18 protein-coding genes are annotated in these 18,829 nt (G+C 37.7%); 8 read left to right on the top strand and 10 right to left on the bottom strand.

What is annotated here, in order from left to right:
• Positions 1 to 85 precede the first annotated feature (85 nt).
• Entirely contained in the window at positions 86 to 1,504 is a 1,419-nt protein-coding gene (locus ACPEIW_RS02645) for a hypothetical protein (RefSeq protein ID WP_425664219.1), read from the top strand.
• 358 nt (positions 1,505 to 1,862) lie between these two features.
• On the opposite strand, the gene ACPEIW_RS02640 is transcribed toward ACPEIW_RS02645, so the two are convergent.
• Both ACPEIW_RS02640 and ACPEIW_RS02635 read right to left on the bottom strand, forming a co-directional pair.
• The gene (locus ACPEIW_RS02640) at positions 1,863 to 2,612 is read right to left on the bottom strand and encodes a nucleotidyl transferase AbiEii/AbiGii toxin family protein (RefSeq protein WP_425664217.1); all 750 of its coding nucleotides are present in this window, start codon (positions 2,610 to 2,612) and stop codon (positions 1,863 to 1,865) included.
• A 90-nt stretch (positions 2,613 to 2,702) separates the two neighbouring features.
• Positions 2,703 to 3,251: a type IV toxin-antitoxin system AbiEi family antitoxin domain-containing protein gene (locus ACPEIW_RS02635; RefSeq protein ID WP_425664215.1), complete on the bottom strand. Its 549-nt coding sequence runs from the start codon at positions 3,249 to 3,251 to the stop codon at positions 2,703 to 2,705.
• A gap of 898 nt (positions 3,252 to 4,149) precedes the next feature.
• On the opposite strand from ACPEIW_RS02635, the gene cysK reads away from it, so the two are divergent.
• Together cysK and epsC are read left to right on the top strand one after the other, a co-directional pair.
• Entirely contained in the window at positions 4,150 to 5,082 is a 933-nt protein-coding gene (cysK, locus tag ACPEIW_RS02630; protein WP_425664213.1) for a cysteine synthase A, read from the top strand.
• Positions 5,083 to 5,233: 151 nt separating this feature from the next.
• A complete protein-coding gene (gene epsC / locus ACPEIW_RS02625; RefSeq protein WP_425664211.1) occupies positions 5,234 to 6,091 on the top strand; it encodes a serine O-acetyltransferase EpsC in 858 nt (285 codons plus the stop codon).
• A gap of 7 nt (positions 6,092 to 6,098) precedes the next feature.
• Here the strand turns inward: epsC and ACPEIW_RS02620 are convergent, their stop codons facing one another.
• The 5 genes from ACPEIW_RS02620 to ACPEIW_RS02600 all read right to left on the bottom strand — a co-directional run bounded on the left by ACPEIW_RS02620 (position 6,099) and on the right by ACPEIW_RS02600 (position 12,230).
• Complete coding sequence (locus ACPEIW_RS02620; protein WP_018638233.1) at positions 6,099 to 6,521, bottom strand: GNAT family N-acetyltransferase; 423 nt, start codon at positions 6,519 to 6,521, stop codon at positions 6,099 to 6,101.
• 153 nt (positions 6,522 to 6,674) lie between these two features.
• Positions 6,675 to 7,931 (bottom strand): serine/threonine transporter SstT, encoded by a 1,257-nt coding sequence (gene sstT / locus ACPEIW_RS02615; RefSeq protein ID WP_346284128.1) that lies wholly within the window; start codon positions 7,929 to 7,931, stop codon positions 6,675 to 6,677.
• Between the two features lie 234 nt (positions 7,932 to 8,165).
• Positions 8,166 to 9,443: an MFS transporter gene (locus ACPEIW_RS02610; protein WP_425664384.1), complete on the bottom strand. Its 1,278-nt coding sequence runs from the start codon at positions 9,441 to 9,443 to the stop codon at positions 8,166 to 8,168.
• Between the two features lie 699 nt (positions 9,444 to 10,142).
• Positions 10,143 to 10,907, bottom strand: a complete 765-nt coding sequence (locus tag ACPEIW_RS02605) for a permease (protein WP_425664208.1) — start codon at positions 10,905 to 10,907, stop codon at positions 10,143 to 10,145.
• 171 nt (positions 10,908 to 11,078) lie between these two features.
• The gene (locus ACPEIW_RS02600) at positions 11,079 to 12,230 is read right to left on the bottom strand and encodes a hypothetical protein (RefSeq protein WP_425664206.1); all 1,152 of its coding nucleotides are present in this window, start codon (positions 12,228 to 12,230) and stop codon (positions 11,079 to 11,081) included.
• A 642-nt stretch (positions 12,231 to 12,872) separates the two neighbouring features.
• On the opposite strand from ACPEIW_RS02600, the gene ACPEIW_RS02595 reads away from it, so the two are divergent.
• Positions 12,873 to 13,076: a helix-turn-helix transcriptional regulator gene (locus ACPEIW_RS02595; RefSeq protein WP_004134772.1), complete on the top strand. Its 204-nt coding sequence runs from the start codon at positions 12,873 to 12,875 to the stop codon at positions 13,074 to 13,076.
• On the top strand, positions 13,073 to 13,474 hold the full coding sequence (locus ACPEIW_RS02590; RefSeq protein WP_425664204.1) for a DUF2178 domain-containing protein: 402 nt from the start codon (positions 13,073 to 13,075) through the stop codon (positions 13,472 to 13,474). Before ACPEIW_RS02595 ends, ACPEIW_RS02590 begins: the two co-directional genes overlap by 4 nt.
• Positions 13,475 to 13,497: 23 nt before the next feature.
• Here the strand turns inward: ACPEIW_RS02590 and ACPEIW_RS02585 are convergent, their stop codons facing one another.
• From ACPEIW_RS02585 to ACPEIW_RS02575, 3 genes are all read right to left on the bottom strand, one after another.
• Positions 13,498 to 14,142: a helix-turn-helix domain-containing protein gene (locus ACPEIW_RS02585; RefSeq protein WP_425664202.1), complete on the bottom strand. Its 645-nt coding sequence runs from the start codon at positions 14,140 to 14,142 to the stop codon at positions 13,498 to 13,500.
• A gap of 361 nt (positions 14,143 to 14,503) precedes the next feature.
• Complete coding sequence (locus tag ACPEIW_RS02580) at positions 14,504 to 15,814, bottom strand: YcxB family protein (RefSeq protein WP_425664200.1); 1,311 nt, start codon at positions 15,812 to 15,814, stop codon at positions 14,504 to 14,506.
• A gap of 440 nt (positions 15,815 to 16,254) precedes the next feature.
• Positions 16,255 to 17,211: a hypothetical protein gene (locus tag ACPEIW_RS02575; protein WP_425664198.1), complete on the bottom strand. Its 957-nt coding sequence runs from the start codon at positions 17,209 to 17,211 to the stop codon at positions 16,255 to 16,257.
• Between the two features lie 195 nt (positions 17,212 to 17,406).
• Here ACPEIW_RS02575 and ACPEIW_RS02570 point away from each other — a divergent pair, with 195 nt between their 5' ends.
• The 3 genes from ACPEIW_RS02570 (at position 17,407) to ACPEIW_RS02560 (ending at position 18,755) form a co-directional block, all read left to right on the top strand.
• Positions 17,407 to 17,706 (top strand): hypothetical protein, encoded by a 300-nt coding sequence (locus tag ACPEIW_RS02570; RefSeq protein WP_425664196.1) that lies wholly within the window; start codon positions 17,407 to 17,409, stop codon positions 17,704 to 17,706.
• A gap of 405 nt (positions 17,707 to 18,111) precedes the next feature.
• Positions 18,112 to 18,426, top strand: a complete 315-nt coding sequence (locus ACPEIW_RS02565; RefSeq protein ID WP_425664194.1) for a type II toxin-antitoxin system RelB/DinJ family antitoxin — start codon at positions 18,112 to 18,114, stop codon at positions 18,424 to 18,426.
• On the top strand, positions 18,423 to 18,755 hold the full coding sequence (locus ACPEIW_RS02560) for a type II toxin-antitoxin system RelE/ParE family toxin (protein WP_425664192.1): 333 nt from the start codon (positions 18,423 to 18,425) through the stop codon (positions 18,753 to 18,755). The genes ACPEIW_RS02565 and ACPEIW_RS02560 overlap by 4 nt, the downstream gene beginning before the upstream one ends.
• The last annotated feature ends 74 nt before the right edge of the window (positions 18,756 to 18,829 follow it).

Below are 18,829 nucleotides of genomic sequence, written 5' to 3'. Positions count from 1 at the left end.
GAAAGCGTATACTATACACGGCTTTGATACAGGTGGTTAGAGCTTTCTTGTATCAACAAAATACAATATGAATCAGGGGAATACCATGTTACAAAATTTAGGTAACGGTAAAAACATTCACTCTAATATGTCTTTGCCATTCAAAAAAATTGTATCTAGCGTAATTGTCTCGTTAAGTGTAGTTGGATTAGCGTGCTCACTAAGCTCTTGCGGATCAAATAGTGTACAAAGCAGCGCAACAAAAACAGAAGTCAAAAAGGTAAAGAAAGTAAAAGAATATAAGACTGAGTTCTTTATTGGCACTAGCGAAGGCTTGGATTCCGCTGCATCTCCTGTGATTATGCACTTTATTGGTGACGATGCCAATAATAAAGACGTTGACTTCTATCACGCAGTTCTTGCAAATGATAAGCAAGACGTAATCAACATGAAGGCTGGTCATTATAAGGTAGAAGTATCTGATTGCATGTTGTCTAACGGAAGTATACTCGCAACAGATTCCGATCGATTCGACGGCGGAGTGACCATCGATAAGAATAACAATAATAAAATCGAAGTTCTCTTTGCAGACAACATTGATGCTCGAATAGTCGATGAATCCCGTGTAAACCGTTACGCAAATCTTATTAAGACTGCTCTAAAGAACGGTGACGAATCTTTGTCTGGCGAAAACGGTAAAGCTATTGCCGAAACTGTTGCTAAGAATATTAAAACGTTTGCCGATATTCGTCATATATCAGCTCCTAGTGAAAATTTCTCAGTAAATAAAACACCTCAGGGTCATACTGGTAGCACTAATACGAGCGATCCACACAAAAACACAACCACGCATCAACCTCATAGTAATGCGCAAACTCATAATGAAAGCAATCCAACTCCAAAACCGCAACCAAAACCAGTTGTTCCTCAACCTAAGCCTAAGCCTGTAACCCCTAAGCCAAACCCTTCAACACCGCCGCAACCAAAACCTGTAACCCCTCACCCGCATCATCATCACCATCATCCAGTGTATCCAGTTGACCCTGCACCAAAACCAGTGCATCCGGTGACTCCAAAGCCAGTGACTCCAACACCGCGCCCAGTTCCACCTGCTCCGCATCCTGTTCCACCAGCTCCTCAGCCAGCAGATGATGTGTTTACTACTGGCCGCGTAATAGTCGGATATAGATTCACTTATAGTACTGAAAATGAATGGTATGGCCATGATGTGATTGCAAATCCTTTCGAAGTATTTACAATAAATGCTGGTAATCACGGCATAGCATATGACCGAGAAAAGAGCAGAGTATGGTATAATAATAATGTAGATCCATATGACACAAAGATGCTGCGTGCAGGACTAAACGATTGCAAACACGCATTATATGGTAAATTCACCATTAATCTGACTAAACATACATTTACTTATACAGTTATCGGTGAATCTCAAACTCCACCATACATCCCAGATGCTAACCTTCCGGGGCACCGTAGGGGAACAATCCAGGGTGGATTCGATAACTAACCTATAAGATACTAACCTATAAGATATAGGAGCCTGAACTGTAAAAAGTTCTTGCTCCTATATTTTTTCCCATACAAATAAAAACCGCCGTCTTGCCGCCGCGGGAGATATTTTGAGATTATATGCTTGAAACTCAAAAAGCATACTATTTCAAAACATTGATGAAAGGATAATATTATGCCGAATTGGGTATATAATCAAATCGAACTTCAAAATAGAGAAGATACTGAAAAAATCGCTAAATAAGCCAAACCCAAAGTATTCAATCGCTGCAATTTTGCACCCAATGACTACTGGCGCACGTCTCCCAATGATTTATAAAAGCCAGCACTCACTTAAAGGATTTTAACCCAAAATTCTATTCAAGCAATTTCAATAATGCATCCAAACTCAGTAGTGCACTGCCAAAATCAATGTCTTTAGCATAAGAATATTTACGCTGATACAACGTCCACAATAAAGAAAGTCTCTCATCACAAGCGATACTTTCATAAATACCTTTAAGATTATCTATAATATTTTCAGTTTTACGATTTTTGCAAGTTGCACGAAAAGCACGCTTAAGAATCTCCCTATCTACATCTCTTTTATGTGAAGTAAGCAGGACGTGAACATCATAAAAATCTCTCATACGCGTATTAAGAATTCCGCGCGATAAAATGGTTTGCAATTTTTCCGCAAACACTGTTTCAATATTGTAAGAAAGAATAGAAATAGAACGGTCTTCCAACATCAACTTATAATCATACTCAATTGCACGTGGTGTAATCGTAGCTCCTGTAGAAACATCAATTTTTATTGGCGTTATCATTCTTCCAATACGCGAGTCAAGCGCAAAACGAATACCTGGATATTCCATATCATCCATAATCTTCATTACGCTTTTAATAGTAAAATTAACTCCATCGTCTATGTCTATGCGAGATATGTCCTCAATCATTTTTTTCGTATTCTCAAGAGACAAATCATAATTTTGAATAGTAGTATCTATATCCATAGTGGATCGCATAGAAATACCAAGCAAAGATGTTACTAGAACACCGCCTTTTACAATAAAATTGTTGCGATATTTTGAAACGGAAACACGCTCTAAGTAGCGTTCCATCATGTAAAGACGCATTAACACGCGAGGATCTGCGTTATTGTGTTCGGCGAGGTTTTTGATTCTACCTCTTATTTGCGCATCAGTTAAACCCACTTATAGTAACACCTCAAAATACTTGCGAACAACATTGTTTACTCTAAAAAGTTTCGCATACTCCATCAACAAATTGAGATCTTTGTCTGGTCTAGCAATATAGGATTTTAAGATTGTATTAAATTCCTGAATCTCAATTAAATTTCTGCTTCTAAACGCGTCACAGACAGTTCTTTCAAGATTATACATTGGTACTTTATTACCGAGATTATCCGTGACTAAAATCTTCCCAACTTCAAGCAATTCTTTTTTTACGCTATAAACTTTCACATTGCACGATGCTTTAAGCCTGTGAGCATTAAAACCACTGTAAACAGTAATAGTGTGAGTAATTGGCTCCATATCAACTAATCCATGATAAAAGAAAGCTTCGTCGTGAGAGAAAACAGCAGATGGTGAACGCTTATGAATAAGGAGCAACTCATCTACCCACGAGTCTTTTGACGCGTATATTCCACCGCTTAACTGTTCTAGTTCATTATCTTTAACAAATTTATAAAACTTATATTTTGACAGTCCGCAAGATTTTGCTTCTTTCAAAGTAATCATATTGTTACCATTAGCGTTTAATAATGTAGTGATAATAGTCACCATCCTTTCGTGCATATATTGTAACTTATATTAGCACGATTGGATGAATTATATTAAATTTTACTATCAAGATTACTATCACAATCACGATTACTATCAAGATTAAGCCAATAGGATTCTGTGATTACCGCCCACTTACTTAATGACACGTTTACGCTGATTTAATACATTATATCAGCATAAACGTATCAAATGCGCAAGCAAATCGTAAAGTGCAAATAGCCAAACCACATTTAACCAAATCCCAAAGTAGCCAATCAATGCAATTTCGCGGGAGATTGGCTACTATCGCCAAACAGAGACACTCACGCAGCGCGACGACCTGCCTGAGCGCATAGAGCGTAACGCGCGAAGGCAACTCGGAGCGGAAACTCGCGCAGAAAAGGAATACATATCAAGAACTAGCAAACGCAAATCAAATTTGACAAACACAAATCCATTCGCTATAGTCTTCACTTATCACCATTTCGACGAGTAAAGGAGTGCACATGTATCATACAAATATGATGACAAATTGTTGTTGTAACGTATGCTGTTGCGCATTTCTTAATCGAAATGATGTTTGCAAGCACTAAGTATGCATAACATCTAGCCTGTGTTAAAAGCATTTACGTTAAAACACAGCAAATCACGATTCAAGAAACAGCGCGCTGTTTCTTTTTTTATGCCAAAAATCGAATATAACGTTAAAAAAGATAACAATTTAATACGTGTTAAATATTAAACGAATAGATATTAAACGAATAATGGCATCTTTAGAAACAACTAATAAATAATCGCTTTATTAATAAAAATTATTTTTAAAAATTAAAAACAAATTAAACAAAACAAAAACAAACAAGTAAGGGGAAATATTATGTCTAATATTTACAAGTCCGTGCAAGAACTCGTAGGAAACACTCCACTTATGGAGCTTACACATATTGAAAAAGAGTACAATCTAGCAGCAAAAATTCTTGTAAAACTCGAATACTTTAACCCAGCAGGATCTGTAAAAGACCGCATTGCAAAGCAGATGATTGAAGAAGCAGAAGCCGCAGGCACGATTAAACCAGGCTCAGTAATTGTTGAGCCAACCTCTGGAAATACTGGCATTGGTCTTTCAATGATTGCGCAAACAAAAGGATACAAAAGCATTATAGTTATGCCAGAAAGCATGTCTATTGAACGCCGAAAACTTATGAAAGCATACGGCGCCGAACTCGTGCTCACACCTGCTAAAGATGGAATGAAAGGCGCAATTGCCAAAGCGAAGGAAATCGTTGAAAACACGCCAAACGCGTGGACTCCAGGGCAGTTTACCAATCAAGCAAATGTGCACGCGCACTACAACACAACAGGTCCAGAAATTTGGCAAGACACTGATGGAAACGTGGATATTCTTATTGCAGGCGTTGGAACAGGCGGCACAATCACTGGTACTGGCACATACTTAAAAGAGCAAAATCCGCAGATTGAAGTAATCGCAGTAGAACCAGCCGACTCCCCTGTGCTCGCAGGAGGCAAACCAGGAGCACACAAGATTCAAGGAATCGGCGCAGGATTCGTGCCAGATGTGCTTAACCAAAACATTTATAATCGCATTGTTCACGTAACAAATGAAGACGCAATCGAAAGCGGCAAGCTTATAAGCAAAAAAGAAGGCGTGCTAGTGGGTATTTCTTCCGGAGCTGCAATTTGGACAGCAATCCAAGAAGCAAAAAGAGAAGAGAACAGGGGCAAAACCATCGTTGCAATACTGCCAGATTCAGGAGATCGATACTTGTCTACCGCATTATTTGAAGACTAACTACATTTAGGAGTCTACTTTAAATACGCAAGTTTTGATTAAATAATATATGGATAATAAATGGATAATAAATAACATTATTAGATAATGATCAAAACTATAAAATAAGAAAATAGCAGATAAAGAAAATAGAAAATAACGGGAGAAATGTATGAATGATCGCCTTGATCTTATAAATCAACTGAACTCAATTCACGATTCAGACATAAGACAAGCTACATTCATACCTAATTACCGAAATATTATTGCGCTCATACATGCGACTCAGGTGTTACTTTTGCCTGAGTTGCATGTGCGCAATGAAAGCAACGAGGCTGCGCAACTCAACGCTAGTTTGAATAATAACGCTAGTTTGAATACCGTTGCTTCAAACGCGTTAGACACTATAGAACGCATTATATTCCACGAACTTCAATGCTACACAAGCAACACAATTAAAATTCGAGAAATTTGCGATCAATTTATAAATACTCTTCCTGCAATTAAAAAGTTACTTTTAACAGATATTCAAGCCATATACGAAGGCGATCCTGCTTGCACAAGCAAAGTAGAAGTAACGCTCGCATACCCTGGTTTTTATGCAATGCTTATTCACCGCACAGCGCACGCACTCTACGAACTTAACGTACCGCTAATTCCTAGACTTATGAGCGAATACGCGCACAGAAAAACTGGAATCGACATTCATCCAGGAGCAAAAATTGGCGCATATTTCTGCATAGATCATGGAACTGGTATTGTAATCGGCGAAACAACTGTAATCGGCGAGCATGTTAAGCTTTACCAAGGTGTAACGCTGGGTGCAAAAAGTTTTGCGCTAGACAATTGCGGAAATCCTGTAAAAGGCGGAAAGCGGCATCCGAATATTGGAGATAATGTTGTAATCTACGCAAACGCAACAATCTTAGGCGGAGAAACCACAATAGGAAGCGGAAGTATAATCGCAGCAAATGCGTGGATTAACCGCAGCATTCCTGCAAACACAACCTACCACTTCCCTAAAGCCTAATACACTATCATGCTCTGTCTTTTATAAAACCACAGCACTCAATTTCTGCTAACTCAATAAAACCAGCAGACTTATAAAAAGCAATAGTTTTTTCGGTGCAATCCGTAGTCAATTGAATTTGACGAACATTCGGGTAACAATCCACAATCGCATTTAACAAAGCAGAGCCTATCCCCTGGCGTTGATACTCTGGCAAAACGAGAATATCTTGAATAAGAACAACCGTGTATCCATCGCCAACAGCTCTAGCAATGCCAACCAGCTCATCATTTTTATACGCAGCTAAAACCTTGAGTGAATTATTAAAGCCATTTTCCAAGGCGGGTAAATCATCTGTATATGAAGACCAGCCAACAGAATCATATAGTCTTAAAATATCTTTGCTATTATATTTTTTATACTCTTTTATTTGCACGTCTGTTAAATTCATTTACAATAACACCTCGCAAAATATAGCAAAAGTACGCGATTCTAAAACGTAAAAATGTAAAAACATAAAAACGTAAGAACGCGTACTTGTAAGAATACTTAGTAACCGATACAACCGATGCAACAACTACAACAGATGCAACCGCTACAACAGCTACTTGTTAAGTTGCACAGTCTCGTGATCCATGCCCATCTTAAATTTAAGACCTGCACGCTGCCACATACGATATTCACCAACTGCAGTAAAGAGAACATCTGTGGAAGAGTTAAGGGCGGTTTCACACGAATCCTGAATCACTCCAATAATAAGGCCAATTGCAACTACTTGCATAGCAATATCGTTTGAAATACCAAACGACGAGCAAGCAAGAGGTATAAGCAAAAGCGAGCCACCAGCTACACCAGATGCGCCTGCAGCACTAACAGCAGAGAGCGCAGACAAAATCACAGCTGTTGGAATATCAACATAAATCCCAAGAGTGTGAGCAGCGCACAAAGCCATAATCGAAATCGTTATAGCAGCACCACTCATATTAATGGTTGATCCAAGTGGTATAGAAACAGAGTAATTGTCTTTGTTAAAGCCGAGTTTTTCGCACAAATTCATATTTACAGGAATATTTGCCGCAGAAGAACGCATAAAGAACGCTGTAACTCCCGAATCGCGCAATGTTCTTAATACAAGAGGATACGGATTCTTGCCAGTAAGAACAAAAACCAAAATAGGATTTACAATCAAAGCAACAACAGCCATAGTGCATACTAACAAGGCAATAACGGAACCGTATTCGCTAAAAATACGAAGACCATTGCTTGCCACTGTTGTATAAACAAGACCCATAATGCCAAAAGGCGCTGCGTTAATAATCCAGTGAACGATTTTTCCAATAGCAGACGAAACGTTGTCAAAGAATGCTTTAGTGGAAGGCTCAGCCAAGCGAAGCGCTACGCCAAAGGCGATTGCCCAGAATAAAATACCAATAAAATTGCCCTTAGCAAGAGCATCTACAGGATTTACAACAATATTTAACACAAGAGAATTAAGAACTTCACCAATTCCTTGAGGAGACGGAGAAGATGCTGCTTCAACATGCGCAAAAGTGAAGTCAACAGGGAAAATCATAGCTGCGCAAACAGCTATGAGGCTTGCAATAAATGTAGAAAGTGCATACAACACGATTACTAGCTTCATGTTTCCAACACTTTTTGCTTTTGCAAGCGCGCCAATCACAAGGCAGAATACCAAAATTGGAGCAACAGATTTAAGTGCGCTTACAAACAGCTTTCCCATAAGATCTAGCACGTAAACGTGAGCTGGCACAAAAAGACCAAGTACAGCGCCAAGAAAAAGACCAATAACAATACGCAGAATAAGGTCAATGCTATTCCACTTTTGAATAATCTTGTGCATGAGAGTCTCCTGTAATTTAGTTTGTGCAGAATATTTTATACTCTTTTATTTGTATTCATACTCGCAAGATTTTCTATTTTTACATATTATACACATGCATGCATACATATGCAAATCGTTAGGTTTTAGCGATTCAACAATGCCTTTTGCTTAAAAATAGTCCTTATTAGTCCTTATTAGTCCTTATTAGTCCTTATTAGTCCTTATTAGTCCTTATTAATCACCATTAATCGCCTAATCTGCATAACTAGTATTTGGCAATTGAGGCAAAACAACAAGCAATCCTGCTGTGAAAATCAGCGCGAGTATAGGCAAAAGTTGCCATTGGAATGTAGACGAGAATGCAAATCCAATCCAAGAACCAGTAGTAGCACCAATCGCAAACGCAAGGCGCGCCCAACCAGAAAACTTAGCGAGAGCACTTCCCTTAAACAGAATCTGACGCGCAACAATAATCGGCTCTACTAGTAGCATTCCGCCAATCGCTTCAAGTAAGAACGCAAAGCACATTATTGGCAAAAGATTAATAAACATAAAGCAATAAGCGAATGCGCTCACAATAATGCCTAAAATTGCAACTTTTCTTAAACCGAGTTTTTGAGACGAATGCGCATACAAAACGGATGCGAGCACGCTTCCTACACCAGTAAAAATATACAGTATTGTTAAAGATTTAGAGCCATATTGCTCACCGATACCGAGAAGAATATAAGAAACAGAGCATGCAGGAATAAAAGCAACCAAAAGAGATCCAGCAAGAAGCATGATTTTACTCTTGAGTAATGGATTCGCAGATTGCTTAGCTGCAGATTTGGAATCAACGTCATTTTCTTGATTTTCTTGCGATTCTTGCGATTCATTCTCTACATCTTGCTGCGCTTCCGCTACATCGCAAGATGCTTGCGCAATGTCTTGTTTCATAATAAATCGCGTAGCACAAGCCGCAAAAGAAGTGACGGACGAGAAAATCAAAACCGCAGGAATCGACCAGCTTGCAATCCAAGATCCAAGCGGAGAGCCAAGCAAGGTTCCTGTAACACTCGCCAAAACGCTTACAATGCCGCTGTAGTTTACAATCATGCCGTCATCGCCGCCTGCAGCATCAACCTCGAAAACTTCGCTAGCAATATCAATCACTTGACCTGTAATCAGCAATGCGCAAGAAAGAGCTACAAGCGACCACTTCCACGCAGGAGAGCCAAGCATAAGAAGCGGTAGTAAACTGAGCACGCCTTCTACGCCTTCAGTCATTGCAAGAGCGCGAAAACCTCCAAGCTTATCAACAATCCAACCAGAGCATGGCGAAAGAAAATCGGCAACCGTCATAAAAGTCTTACGAAAACCAATCACCCAAGCCGGCAAGCCCACAATAATAATCGAAGGCAAAACCGAGCCTTCATACGCTTGATTGCCTAGCATAGAAAAACAGAAGCCGACTAAAGCCCATCGCAATGCTGGACTAATAGATCTCATACGAATAAAAATATTATTCTTACTAAATATTGACTTCACAGCAACCAACTCTCCCTTAAAGCTCTTGCAAAAACGCAAATCATAATGCAAGCTTCTGCAAATGCATAACTACTCGCAAATCACTATCAAACTTAAATAATTCACTACAAACTACACAAATCCAATAGTTTATTTTACAAATTTAGTAACACTATACTCTTGTTCAAGAAAAAACAACAAATAATAATACAAAATAACAAAAAGCGGAAAACCGTTCGCGCGAACTAAGCGCGCTAACGTCTTCGCCACGCAGAAGCAGTGCTTCTGCCTTGAGTGGCTCAGCGCTCCGAATTGCCTTTTCGCGCTACGCTCTAAGCGAAAAGGCAGGTCGGAACACACTACAAAAAATAGGGGCTATAGGCAAAAACACTTTAGACAAAAAGTGAGGGCTATAGGCCAAAAGTGAAAAACAAAAAGAGTGAAAAACAAAAAAGCTTTCGGTTTTGAATGCCCCTAGTAGCAAACAAAACCGAAAGCAACACACTCAAAGCTCTAATCTCTCAACAAGGTTATAGCGACGAATGGGTAAGAATAGCACAGATAATAACAGTAAAGACTAAATAGACAGAATTGAAGCCAATAAAATCGTGTTCCCGTGTATGCATAGCAACATGTTATGCATACAGTTATGCATACACTGGAATAAAAGAACTACATAGCCATACTTAGCACTAACAACTTGCTATATTCTGTAATGAGTTAATAGAACTTGCCCAATACAGATGTTACAAATACAAAGAATGCTGACATCATAAGATAATTCGTTTCCATTACCTTATAATACTTTAGATAAGACATCTTTATAACAAGAAGTTCGCACTCTTCTTCACATCCATTAGTATTTGAATATTTATTCATTGTATTCATACGGTCTATATCAATCTTAGTTAAAGCATATTTGCTATTGCAAGATTTCGCTCGCAAACCAATAAAACAAGTAACAAATAGAAGGGCAAGAGATACAGTAATTTTAGTAACGCAATTTGAAGAACAGTAAGCAGATATAGACAAGAGTACAAGTGAAGATACTGCACTACACGCCATAGAAATGCAATTGAGCTTTAAATCATCATAAATTTCTTTGCATTTAGTTTTTTGTGGGTTGAAATAACGCAAGTAGATATAACCAATACATAAGGATAAAATAATAAAATAGACAATAACATAAATCAAATTATTTGGATTAGTTTTAATATCATTAACAGAACTACAAACAAAATTACAAATAGAACTACAAATAGAACGATTAACTTTACGATTAACTTTACAATTAATAGAGTGATTTATTTTAAATATAAATACCGCTGATACTGGTATAGCAATTAAAAACAAATAAAAAGATACTATCCAACGACTAATACTGTCTAAAGCTTTTTTATCTATACACTCTTTACAATCGTCTATGCACTCTTTACAAGTTTTCACTTTAGAATCATTTTGCAAATTACGATTTTTAAAACACATAGGCCGCGTCGCCTCGATTCTATAATAATTTTGATTAATTTATATATTCAATTAGTTAGGAAAATGGTGGTTGCAGGAGAACCCACAACCACCATAAGTATAACATTAGCGTTTACAAAGCCACTACACTACAAGCGCTCGTAGCTATGCATTAGCTAATGCGCGCAATGCTTAGTGACGAGCCTTGCGAACAGCAGCACCCATGCCAGCAAGCATGGTGGCAGCCAAAGCGGTCAAAGTTACGCCAACACCAGTACCAGTGTGGGTGTTACCGCGCTTGTCCTTGTCCTTCTTGTTCTCAACCTCAGTCTTAGCACCAGCAGCAGCGCCATTGGCACCAGCCTGGCCAGCAGCCTGACCTGGCTTGCCTGGCTTTGCAGCACCTGGCTTGCCAGTGTGGGAAGCACCTGCACCTGGAACAAAGCCTTCGCCTGGCTGATATTCAGCAGTGAAATCATGGTTGAGAGATTCTGGAGTTGCGAAACCATTGACATCAGCCTTTGCAGCCAAAGCAGCCTTGTAAGCGCCAGCATACTTATCGAAAGCCTTCTTGAAAGCAGTCTTTGCCTTACCAAAATCAGTATTTGCGTCGCTGCATGCCTTCTCAGCCTTCTTCTCAGCTTCCTCAGCAACCTTCAAAGCCTTGGTCAAACGAGCAACTTCAGCATGATAAGCTGCAGGAGTTTCATTATCGCTATTACGCTTGTAATCTTCAAGAGCCTTCTTTGCATCAGCAGTAGCTTGCTTAGCCTGCTTGTAAGCAACGTAAGCAGCATCATACTTGCCGAAAGCTTCATCAAGCTTGGTCTGAGCTTCCGTCAAAGGCTTCTCAGCATCCTTCAATGCAGCAAGAGCAACATTCGCAGAAGCCTTTGGAGCCTCTGGAGTGTTATCCTTAACATTCTTCTCAGCAGTTGCTACAGCAGCAAGCTTTGCATTGTAGTCAGCAAGAGCATCGATATAATCGTTGACTTTCTTAGCCTTAGCCTCATCGCCAGCTTTGCCTTCAACCTTAGAGACCTTGCCGTCCTTCATCTCGTAGTTAACTCGATCAAGAAGATCAACAGTCTTATCTTCCTTAACAGCAGCTACATCAGCTGGAACATCAGCCTTCTTAGTAGTAAGAGTGCCTTCAGCAGTATCAGCAGCATCATAAGCAGCCTTCAATACATCCTTCAAAGCCTGGAGAGCAGGAGAATCAGTTTCAGCCTTATCAGTGCTGACAGTACGTGGAACAGCAGCGAATGCTGGGGTTGCCATTGCGAAGCCGGCAAGCAAAGTTGCGCCAGCAGCGAAAGCGGCGATAGCCTTCTTATTCATCATTTTATTTCCTTTCTTCTTCTCCTATGCGTTAGGGGCGCATAGAAAAATTTGCCTTTGCGGTTTCCCGCGTAGTAACCGAGAACTAGGGATTCATCGGTAACTGACTTAAAAGATACAACATGCTCTACCTAAAATCAACTAAAACATTCAGCTAACATTAAGGTTTGTTCTAAATATTTTATTGTAATTTACTAAATTAAAACTATTTGCCGTAAATTTTACACATAAATCACTATCAAACCGTAAAAATACGTATTTCAAGGTTTTTGAAGAATTTTCCCAGGTTTTTTTAAGGAAACGATCTCCTCGCGTGTCGTGGCGCAAACTTGGAACGATTTTCCCGAGAATGTTGCTCAAAACGGCAAAATCAACAACAAAAAGCGGAAGATAACACGTGAACATGGTTAGCTCGCTATAAGCAAAAAGGCAGGTCAAAGCGCAAACACACTACAGTTTTATCAATGCCAATCTCTTCATTTACTAGCAAACTATACTTTTCACACTCTTTCAGGTTTACCAATACGTCTAATTCACATCCCACAAAAATACCTAAACCAACTATGGAAAGCAAACTTGACATTTACTCTCGAAAAGATTATCCTATATGTAAAGCTAACTTTCCGTTAGGAAGGAGAATGTAATGTGAAAAATAGACTTGAACAAATTAGAAAAGAAAAAGGCATAACACAAGAAGAACTTGCCGATGCACTCGAAGTATCAAGACAAACAGTCGGTTCTTTGGAAAATGGAAGATATAACCCGTCAATCATATTGGCATACAAAATTGCTAAGTACTTTGATTTAACAATCGAAGAAATATTTATTTACGAGGAGGATAAAAAATGAAAAAAACAAAAAACCAGAATTTTTGGTACATAGGATATGTAATAGGAATTTGCGGACTAATTCTTGCACTCACTCTTAAACTGAACGAATCCATAGAAATTGTACTGTCGGTTGTTTTTGTTGCAACTATCTCACTTTCACACGTAAAGATCATGCACTATAAGATGATGGAAAAAGACCACACCTACAAAATAAATGTGAACGATGAAAGAAACGAGAAAATCAAAGATAAAGTAAATGCAACAATGGCATTCATACTAATGCACCTAATGGGAATAATTGCCATAATTGCATTTATCACAAAAGCATATTTGCCAGCTGCTCTTTTAGCTATTTCGATCGCCTTTTCTCCATTAATCATGTTTTTTGTCAACAAATATTATGAGAAAAAATATTAAAACCAGACCCACCCACCCATTTACTAGTTATTACGAAGCAAACCAACTTTCATAAATTCTTTATCTCCAATACGGAACTTTTTACTATTAAACACCACTCCCATAATTCTGCTAATAATATACTCATCAGTTATAAGCACGAAATACTGCTTATCTTTTTTATCCACCAAATAATACTGATCAGCCCCAAGAGTGGAAACAGCTTTACTGAAATCATATATGCCAAACAATGGCAATCCTCCAAGGAGAGTAGAAAACCATCCAACAAAATTATCCACCATTTTCTCAGATGAACTGTTATAAGTCTTAACAACAGTTAGCATATTGATTTCTGAGTCAGGATATTCATCTAATACAATCTGCTCTTTAATTTTCGACTTCTTAAAACCGCTCAACCTACCGTCGAAACCATATTTATTGAGATTAATAGGCTTCTTAGTAATAGAAAAATCAACGCTATTATTCTCATCCAAAAGATAATCAACACTCACGCTTAGAGCAGATGCAATAAATTTCAGATTCTCTATATCTGGCAAACCCCGATTCGTTTCCCATTTTGCTACAGCAGCACGAGATACCATCAATAATTCCGAAAGCTCCTCCTGCGTCAACCCAGCTTCTAGACGAGCCTTTCTAATTTTTTCTCCCAAAGATATAACACTACTCATAACACAACTCCTTTCAAATCAGTTATTACACATCATGAAATTACTTGACGGAAACCAAATTAGTATTGAAATATTTGATTTAGATACCGCCTAATTACAAACTAACAAATAATTTACAGCGGAAAAAGAAACAAGGTGAAACACTATAGTTACCAACTGTAACAGTATAAGAAATCAAATAATGTAGGGAACTTTTTTACAATTTTTACACCGATTTGTTCCCCAAAACATATGCAACTAGAGCACGCAAATATGGATTCTACTATCTGACAATCACTATCTGACAATCACTATCTGACAATCTTCAGATACTCTTCGATTCTGGCATCCAACGATTCTGCCCTACTACCAATAAACCCTACTACCAATATGCCCTACTGCTCTTTGCAATTAGCCCAGTGCTATATTCATAAGTATAGGTGTTCTGCATGCAAGCATCACTCGGCGACCAGCTTCCATTTGAAGATTTTGAAGCCTTAAACAGAATATAAAGACCACATTTTCCATCCTGAGAGTCCCTGTTATACTGCAGATAAGTAATGTCCGAACGGCTTTCATTCAGAACAAAGTACATATCTCCCTTGGCGGTATAGTTCTCCTTGAACGCAAAGCCTTTCGCCGCAAAATACTTATCAAATATCTTAAGCGCTGCATTTCTTTCCTTCTTTGATTCTAAATCATGCTCAGCGGAATCATGCAAATCGGAATTTTTATCTGACTCTTCAACCTTTAATCTTGTATCTTTTAATCTTGTATCTTTCCTGTTATTGCGATCAATTCTGCTATACCACTCAGATTCACTTATTTTTGGATCAGTATCACTTGAATCTGTCATTGGTCGAAGATACTTAAGGAAAAATGGGCCTTCAGACTTATAAAGATAATACTCAAAAGGAGCATACATATCATCCACGTGCTCTGTGTATGTACCATTATCATTTTGTTTCACAGAATATCTACCAACAATAAACAAAACGTCAAAAAATCCAAGACCTAAGATAACCAGCACACAAAGCAGAACATGTAGACAACGAAGTACAATTCTTATACCTATCTTCCGTACACGCGAAATAAGATAGAGATTATAGAAGACACATACAAGAGAAATCGTAATCATCCAAACAACTGGCATTGCCGCGCATATAACATACGCCCAAGTCTGCAAAAGCCACTGATTTGGAAGACGTACCGCAGTTATTCCAAAGAATGCAGTTAGAATACCACTTAACACAAAAAGGCAACAAAGGGCCAGTGAGAGTCTACCCTTCCACCGTTGCTTGCCATAGCTAAGAAAAGATTTATTACGCTCTACATTTTCACTACGAAAACGACTGTGTATATTGCGCTGCCAAATAACACAAATAACACAAATAACACAAATAAGAGACACTACAACAAGAAGCAGAATTGCAAAACAATAAGTAATCCATCCAAAAAGCTGTAGCTTATTGGACGCCATAAAAGCAGTTCCAATAATCACTAAGATGGAAAAGATTTCCGCACTCAGTTGTAAAACCTTATACTTAGACAATTCCTTATTTGCACTGTTAAGGTTTTCACATATTTGCTCATGTGATTCACAACATAGAGGATTTTTCTCATCTGTGGGAGTATGTTCTTGCTTTTCTTTCTCTTTCTCTCTTCTCCCTTGTAGATTATCTTTCTTTCTCAATTATTCTCCTTCAGCGCAAGTTCTATAAGTTTATCTGTATAATCAGCCTTTTCACGATTACTCACCTTTCATCTTGCATTACTCTATTAGATATTGCAGCCGTATTAACGCTTGGCTGTTTCTACGCTTAGTTTAACTGCTGTTCTGTTATATTTTGCGTTATCTTTTATCGCGTATCACATGTTTTGGTGCATTTAATCACATAATTATACATATTTTAGTGTTTTTATCACATAATTCTACACATTGAACAGTGCACAACGCAGTGAGCACATCCATCTGTTTTGCACACAATATTATGCAACCAAGATTTACTCTATTCTTATCAGAAACCTCGGTAATACCATTTTCTAATTCATCATTCAAATCACCTTGAGTTCACATCACTCAAGGTCTTATAAAACAATCTGCCTTAAGAAAATAAACCTCAAAAACCGTTTCTATGAACTTTTCTGATTAGATAGATTCTTGTTACGATCTTCAATACAATTGCAAATTAAATCTACAGCTTTATAAAACTCATCAGCAGATGATAATTCATCAATTTTTCTATTAAACGCAAAATGATTTGTCCAAAATTCTTTTGGATACCAATACTCACTTTGTTGATCAACAAATGCACCTAAGTAATTTAAACGAACAAATTCCTTCCAATTATTGTTAAAATTATCCATCCATTTCTTGAATCCCAATACAGACTCATCAATATTCTTATTTGTATTATTTCTGTTAAGCAATTCAAAAAGATATTTGTCATCATATGAATGACACCACTTAAAAATGCAATACATGGTTATATCCCAATAATCAGAATCGGCACATACTCCACTCCTCTCTCTATTAAAATACAAAGGAACTGGAATTAAATTGCCCTCCGAATGTGCCAACTTTGCAAAATCCTCCATCCTTTTTGGCAATTTTGAGCCCGCAATGATTTTCTCCGCACAACGAACCTTTCTAATATTTTTAAGCCCTTCAACCAAAATAAAATACCTTCTTATAAAATTACCAAATGAAGTCATTGTATCCCCACGATACACTATGCCATCTTTTACTATTTCAAATTTGTGTTTTTGTTTACCTTGTTCTCTACACTCACCATCTTTTACTATTTCAGATTTGTCTTCTTGTTTACCTTGTTCTCTACACTCACCATCTTTTACTATTTCAGATTTGTCTTCTTGTTTACCTTGTTCTCTACACTCACCATCTTTTAGATAAGAATATTTATCCAAATATAGATCGATAGCCCACTTCGATACATCTATATCTATTTTCTTATTTTTACAATAAGCTGCCCATAAATAACTTGAAGACGTTTCAAGTTTTTCTTTATCGAACCCATCTTTCACATACAGTGAGATAAATGCTTTTTTACCGTCGTCATATGATTCCATAATGATTGCCCCTACTTAATAATCTTTGTGAATTGTGAATTGTGAATTGTGAATATTATATTATATACCTTTAATACTTCCAACATTTTAGCAACCCCTCAATCATTTCCCCATCCACTCGCGCCTGCTACATACCTACTTGTTGCCTTTGTTTCTACATTGAAGTATGTTATCAGCAATAGGAGGTACAAATTTATGGATAAAAATGAAAATATTAATTTACCTACGAAGGTCACCATTACTTTAGATCTTGACAAATTATACAATGAACTAAAAGAAAATGGTTGGAAACCTAATAGTACGGCTAAATACTACAAGCATTACATCCTTAAACATATTGACAAAGAAGATACTATTCTTGGACCTGATGAAAGCGTGAGATATCTAATTGATCTGCTGACCACAATTTCATCCCGTCACTTCTTATCAATGATTGAACCAGGACCAGGTAAAGACGCTCTTATAAAACGTGTTATACAAGAATATGAAAAATAGGGATATACAAATATTATTTTCTTTCCAATAATGATTTAACGCGTAATAAATCATAGAAAACAATTCAAACTTAGTCACAACTATTCCTCACGCGAATCATTATTTAATCCTGTCCTATCATGCCCCCATTAGTTTTTCACTATGCTACTTCAATCTTCATATTCAACAAATTGAGTTTTCAAAAATATAGTTAATGAATGCCTTAATCATAATTGACAAATAAGCATATTAACAGCCCAAAAGCACGTTATTTGTTCGTCAATGCGCCTAATTACCGTCCTACAAATAACACCTAAACCAACAACGGGAATCTATAATCTGAATAATAGTTAAACTTTTGCTTTCATTCGCTTGCATATGCTTGCAAGAATTTTGTAAAATAAGGTCAGAAAGGACGCGAACACAATGACAAACACGAACGCTGTATATGCAAGAATCGACACAAATCTTAAAGAAAACGCTGAAAGCATATTGAACCAGCTTGGCATAACACCGTCTTCAGCAATCCAAATGCTCTACAGCCAAATCGTCTTACAAAAAGGCATGCCATTTGAACTACGCCTGCCAACTAATAAGCAGGAAAAACCGCTTGCTTTAGGTAATTTAACTCGAGCTGAACTGGATACAGAATTACAAAAAGGCATCGATTCACTTTCGACTGGAAAATCGTATAGTGCCAACGATGTTGATAAGTTATTCGAAAAGGAATACGGAGTATGAGCAAATCATACAGCATCATCTATTCTCCGCAAGCATTCCTTGATCTTACAGAACTATACGAATACATTCGCTTCACATTACAAGTTCCTAAAACGGCGCAAAAACAAGTCAACCGCATTAAGCATGCTATACGTTCTCTTGAGACTATGCCTATGCGATATACACTTGTTAATTGGGAGCCGTGGTGTTCTAAAGGAATACGCAGAATTTCAGTCGATAACTACACAGTTTTTTACCAAGTAGACGAAAACCAAATGACTGTAACAGTTATTCGCATATTCTACTCAGGCAGAAATATTGAAAACATTGCTAACGACTCAAACAACTAATGCGCGATTTTTTGAGCGAGAATTGAAACGAACTAAGCAGCGTACGAAGTAACGTAATTTTGAACATTACGAGA

Source organism: Gardnerella piotii, assembly GCF_049815665.1.
Lineage (GTDB): Bacteria > Actinomycetota > Actinomycetes > Actinomycetales > Bifidobacteriaceae > Bifidobacterium > Bifidobacterium piotii.
This window is presented reverse-complemented; position numbering and strand designations above follow the sequence as displayed.